At 40.8% G+C, this 4,815-nt stretch carries 9 protein-coding genes; all 9 read left to right on the top strand.

The window, feature by feature from the left end; genetic code table 11:
- The first annotated feature begins 17 nt into the window (after positions 1–17).
- Positions 18–185 (top strand): hypothetical protein, encoded by a 168-nt coding sequence (locus HQK80_15540; GenBank protein MBF0223606.1) that lies wholly within the window; start codon positions 18–20, stop codon positions 183–185.
- Positions 186–383: 198 nt separating this feature from the next.
- On the top strand, positions 384–1,475 hold the full coding sequence (locus tag HQK80_15535) for a hypothetical protein (protein MBF0223605.1): 1,092 nt from the start codon (positions 384–386) through the stop codon (positions 1,473–1,475).
- Between the two features lie 61 nt (positions 1,476–1,536).
- Positions 1,537–1,929, top strand: coding sequence for a type II toxin-antitoxin system VapC family toxin (locus tag HQK80_15530; GenBank protein ID MBF0223604.1), 393 nt, complete (start codon positions 1,537–1,539; stop codon positions 1,927–1,929).
- A 1-nt stretch (position 1,930) separates the two neighbouring features.
- On the top strand, positions 1,931–2,149 hold the full coding sequence (locus HQK80_15525) for a type II toxin-antitoxin system Phd/YefM family antitoxin (protein MBF0223603.1): 219 nt from the start codon (positions 1,931–1,933) through the stop codon (positions 2,147–2,149).
- Positions 2,150–2,458: 309 nt separating this feature from the next.
- Positions 2,459–2,914, top strand: coding sequence for a HipA domain-containing protein (locus tag HQK80_15520; protein MBF0223602.1), 456 nt, complete (start codon positions 2,459–2,461; stop codon positions 2,912–2,914).
- 666 nt (positions 2,915–3,580) lie between these two features.
- On the top strand, positions 3,581–3,883 hold the full coding sequence (locus tag HQK80_15515; GenBank protein MBF0223601.1) for a hypothetical protein: 303 nt from the start codon (positions 3,581–3,583) through the stop codon (positions 3,881–3,883).
- On the top strand, positions 3,880–4,065 hold the full coding sequence (locus tag HQK80_15510) for a hypothetical protein (protein ID MBF0223600.1): 186 nt from the start codon (positions 3,880–3,882) through the stop codon (positions 4,063–4,065). The genes HQK80_15515 and HQK80_15510 overlap by 4 nt, the downstream gene beginning before the upstream one ends.
- Before the next feature lie 294 nt (positions 4,066–4,359).
- Positions 4,360–4,617: a hypothetical protein gene (locus tag HQK80_15505; protein MBF0223599.1), complete on the top strand. Its 258-nt coding sequence runs from the start codon at positions 4,360–4,362 to the stop codon at positions 4,615–4,617.
- Positions 4,617–4,815 (top strand): type II toxin-antitoxin system mRNA interferase toxin, RelE/StbE family (locus HQK80_15500; GenBank protein MBF0223598.1); only part of this gene is annotated, 199 nt, incomplete at its 3' end. The genes HQK80_15505 and HQK80_15500, both read left to right, overlap by 1 nt.

Genomic DNA, 4,815 nt, shown 5'->3' with positions numbered 1-4,815 from the left:
TTAATAAACATGAGACCATGCTTTCACTCCCCGACAGGCAAGCGGGAAAGGATTATGAGATAAAGATTTCGGGCAACATTAAAGATGGTCGTAAGTTTGAAGGAGTTTCAAAAATAATGCTGACAACAGGCAAACCTAAGAAAAAACGCGTGGGCACAAAAGACGATGCCCACCCTACAGACTAATTGTTATTGGCCGTTGAAACACACGAAATGACTCGGTAAAACGGGTTTGTCCTTGGCCAATCTTCGTCGTAGTAAAACGTCCCCGCCGTATTCATGCCCCACCCTCCTTTCCGATAACTGCAAAAAAGTGTAGGGTGGGCACGTAGTCTGTGCCCACGTGGTTTGCTTCCATCCCTATAGCTAATTCATGGACTCGTAATGATGCAAACGATGATCGGTAAAATTAATTTTCGTATTTACCTGTATGTAATCCACATCTGTTTATTTAGTTTACTTTTCGCCATTCTGCCCTGTAAGGTTTCTGGTGAAATCCAATATCCATATAAAATATTGAATATTGAAAAGTCTAAAGCTGATTATCTGACTCCAGAAAATGCCTTTATATCACTCTGTTCAGCCCAGCAGAAACAGGACCTAGCTTGGTTTTTTGAAACTCTCACAAGCGATTCGGTTGCTTTTTACAAAGACATGTTCGCTCAAATTAATATGGATCTCCTTCGTATCTTTGATACTGTTGAGGATGGAGATATTACCTTTATTGTTGATAAGAAAGACTATAAAGACGGCGTTTTACTTATTGTTGAGACGCAAACTGAAGGCGGACAACTACTTAAGGGGCCAACTATGCTCGATAAAGAAAATGGTCTATGGAAATCGACAGTTCAATATCGAGATGATTCAGAAATGGAACAATATTTTGATGTGGTTGAACCTCCAGAACAGATCTCGCCATTTTCAGTCATGTTGTATCCCAACCAATGGGAAATAGAATTGGGTATGGTTAAAGACCGGATAGCCTCCGGCAAGGGTTCAACGGGGCAGGCTGAAAAAGAGACAATCGTCTGCGTACTGCAAAGTATTGCCGATAGTAATGGTGGTCTGATTTCGGTAGCTGAGATTATGAGCGACACGATTCGGCTCAATGAACAGGTTGCTATTGTCCCCTGGCCATCAAAAGGCGGCAAGCAAAAAGAGGTTGTTGTTTTGGCTGGGCCTGATGATTACCTGGCGGGCGAGTTTAACTCTTTAAACTCGTGGTGGAAAAAGGCAGGGATCACTTACAGTAAAACAAACCCGGTTATGTTAATGAAATTTAATAAACATGAGACCATGCTTTCACTCCCCGACAGGCAAGCGGGAAAGGAGTATGAGATAAAGATTTCCGGCAACATTAAAGATGGTCGTAAGTTTGAAGGAGTTTCAAAAATAATGCTGACAACTGGCAAACCTAAGAAAAAAAGCGTGGGCACAAAAGACGATGCCCACCCATCTCATGATGCAAACTCATGATTTGACAATATACGATTGGGGTTGTACAATTGTCTATAATTTACAACAAAGAGGGTATACTGTGGACATTGTGATTGATACATCAGCATTAATTGCGGTAATTGTTGACGAACCAGAACGAAATAAAATCATTGAGTTAACAACGGGAAACACATTAATCGGTCCGGGTTCTATCCCGTGGGAAATAGGTAACGCTTTTTCGGCCATGTTCAAGCGCCAACGGCTTACGTTGGATAACGCCCAAAATGGTTTGGCAATATTTGAAAGTATACCTTTGAGATATATCAAACCAGATTTTGTTAATTCTGTAACAATTTCAAAACAAACAAACATGTACGCCTATGATGCTTATTTTATTGATTGTGCGATCAGACAAAAAGCGCCTTTATTATCGTTAGACCGTAAGTTGATTATGGCTGCTAAAAGTTTAAACGTACAAACAATGGAGGTTTAAAATGCAAGTATATACATACTCAGAAGCACGACAAAAACTTGCCGTTATTCTTGTACAGGCTGAAAACACAGGGAAGGTTCTTATTCGTAGAAAAGATGGTAGAACCTTTGCCCTTACACCTGAAAAAATAGCCACTTCTCCCTTAGATGTGCCATCTATCAATTCTACAATTTCATCCAATGAAATTGTAGATATCATTCGTGAAGGCCGAGAAAGATAAAACAAACCCAGACACTACAAGAGAGGATTTTCCATCACAATCCCGGAATAAAACTGACCTGTGTTCAAATCTTCGGATAGGATACGACATCGCATTTTACCATTTCTGCAGCACCAACAATACACGCATCCCAAAAACCAATTGTATAGGAATTTTTAATTTCAACATATTGGACAACATATAAGCCACTATCCCAGTAAAATGCAGCCTGAAGCAACTACCATGGCAGAGCTAAAAACCCAAACCAGTATAACCATCCCCAAAAGAGGACGAATTTAAGGTGGCTGATACGACACGAGAACTCGACGTATATTCCACAAGGTACTGGTTGGCTATAACCCAACTACAAACGAGATTATTTCTGGAGAAAAGGACCTGCCGAATGATTTTGAACACTGGATAGTTAAATTTTCTGCCCGGGAAGACCAGAAAGATGCAGGCCCTACTGAATATGCATACTCTTCAATGGCCCGTTCTGCGGGGCTGGAGATGCCGAGAACACACCTTTTTGAAGCTGCCAATAACGATCGTTTTTTCGGTGTCAAACGTTTTGACCGTGAAAAAAATAATCGCCGCCGACATGTTCATTCCTTTGGAAACCTCATCCATACTGATTTCCGTATTCCAAGTTGTGATTATTCCGATCTTTTCAAAGCCACAAGTATTCTAACGAAAAATCATGAAGATATCGTCCGCCTCTTCAGGCAAATCAGATACTCGACGAGGTATCAACAAGCATTTCCAGTTGGAGAAAATTTGCTGTAGACGCCGGAGTCTCCGTTAAAAACACCCAGCAAATCTCAAAATATATCGTATAACTCTAAAAAAGGACTCCGGTTAACTACATCCCGGCAGTAGTTCCGGTTACAATCTTGCGCAATCTTTTTTTGTTCGTCCGGTATGCTCTAAACCGGAGGTAGCACCCTCAACGACAGGGGCATAAACTCCGACTCCGATCCATAAGTGCCCTGGGGGATTTCCTGGATCCCGGCTAACAACATACCGGGATGACGGCGGTGGATTACTTGCATCCACTTTTGCTTGCGTACTTATTAAGGCCATTTGTAGCAAAATAGTTACTGCAATTAACTAACCGGACACTACTGACGCCTAAAAACTCTGGCCAAATACTTGTATTTATCGACAGGCACCAACATGTAACCGTAACGAAAAAAATTAGACTTCCTCTCTCTTTTGAACAAGTTCAAGAGGAAATTGAAATACTAAAAATTATTCCCATCCAGGCCATTGACTATTTTCACGTCAAAACAGCCCTCGACATCCAACACGATAACATGATTTCATATTGGGACGCATTAATCATCGCTGCCGCCAATATCTCAAAATGCAAAACCCTGTTCAGTGAAGATTTTAATTCTGGCCAATCAATAACTGGTGTAAAAGTTATAAACCCATTTCAACCATTGACATATGGCCAACTATGGTGCATATAAATCTCAACAAGTCGATGCAAATCTAGCTAAGATTCGCGCGCTGGAAAGTGGCATAAACATCATTCACGCAACACCTGACAGTGCTAAAATTTTTGCCCGCCTGAAAAGCGGATTGGAAGCAAAAGGAACCCGGCATGATGATTTTGATCTTATCATCGCCTCATGTGCTCTCACCCGTGATTGTATCCTTGTCACCAAACAATTAGCAGACTCTTGGATAGTTCTTGATACCTCTAACAAAATTCCAACAATTCTCGAAGAGAAGGATCCATCGGCATGAAAAAACACAATAAGTATGCTCTTCTCGGCATAAAAGCCTTAAGAAGAGCCGCCGAAAAAGTTGCCGAAGACGCCAGAAAAAATAATTACAAAATACCGATATGGATAAATGGTAAAATCGAATATGAAATTCCAAACATAATTGCCGAGAATGCCGATAAGTCAATAGAACAAACCCAATGAACCAACTAACCAATTACCTAACCATCGACGTTGAAGAGCATTTTCAAATAGCAGCCTGCACATCTACAAACAAAAAATTCTGTGTTTTTCAGTGTGTTTCCGTGGCCAATAAACCTACACCCCAAACAAACAAAAAACGCCAAAAATCATTTCCCGATCCGGGCGTTTATCTTTATTAGTATTCTCAGTTCACCAACCAAATCACCATTTAACCACAGCACCCCCCTGGACACTTGACTATCGTTTCCACAATGCGTAAACTAGGAACAAGAAATACTAAAATAGAGGTCAACCATGAATAAAACCCGTCTAAACATCAGCCTTGATCAGGATCTTGCTGACTTCGCAAAAGTCTTTGCTGCAGAAAACAGAATTTCCGTTGCCGACATGGTCACCCAATATTTGTTGACCTTAAAAAGAAAGATTGAAGGCGAAAGCACAGAAAAGATTCTTTCGCACCCTGCCTTCAACAGTGCGATGAAAGAGGCCCAGGCTAAACTCCAAAAGGGAACCGCTGAGTGGCATTCCTATGATGAGGTTTTTGGTAACTGATGGATATTAAATTTGAAGCCGCATTCCTTAAAAGCCTCAAGAAGCATTCGTCAATAAAAAAACAAGTACAAAAAAAAGTCGATATGATTATCGACAACCCGTTAACTGTTGGGGAACCTCTCAAAGGAAATTGGCAAGGTTTCTACTCATGCCCCATTAAGCGAAACTTTATAATAGTATACCTTTACTGCGAAATTT

The sequence above is a fragment of the Desulfobulbaceae bacterium genome, assembly GCA_015231515.1.
In the GTDB taxonomy this organism is placed as follows: domain Bacteria; phylum Desulfobacterota; class Desulfobulbia; order Desulfobulbales; family VMSU01; genus JADGBM01.
The sequence above is the reverse complement of the archived record's forward strand: the minus strand, read 5'-3'. Positions and strand labels throughout refer to the sequence as shown.

Coding starts and splice junctions, on each gene's coding strand:
- HQK80_15505 (MBF0223599.1), top strand. CDS start 4,360: ATGAATAAAACCCGTCTAAACATCAGCCTTGATCAGGATCTTGCTGAC.
- HQK80_15515 (MBF0223601.1), top strand. CDS start 3,581: ATGGCCAACTATGGTGCATATAAATCTCAACAAGTCGATGCAAATCTA.
- HQK80_15540 (MBF0223606.1), top strand. CDS start 18: ATGCTTTCACTCCCCGACAGGCAAGCGGGAAAGGATTATGAGATAAAG.
- HQK80_15535 (MBF0223605.1), top strand. CDS start 384: ATGATGCAAACGATGATCGGTAAAATTAATTTTCGTATTTACCTGTAT.
- HQK80_15510 (MBF0223600.1), top strand. CDS start 3,880: ATGAAAAAACACAATAAGTATGCTCTTCTCGGCATAAAAGCCTTAAGA.
- HQK80_15525 (MBF0223603.1), top strand. CDS start 1,931: ATGCAAGTATATACATACTCAGAAGCACGACAAAAACTTGCCGTTATT.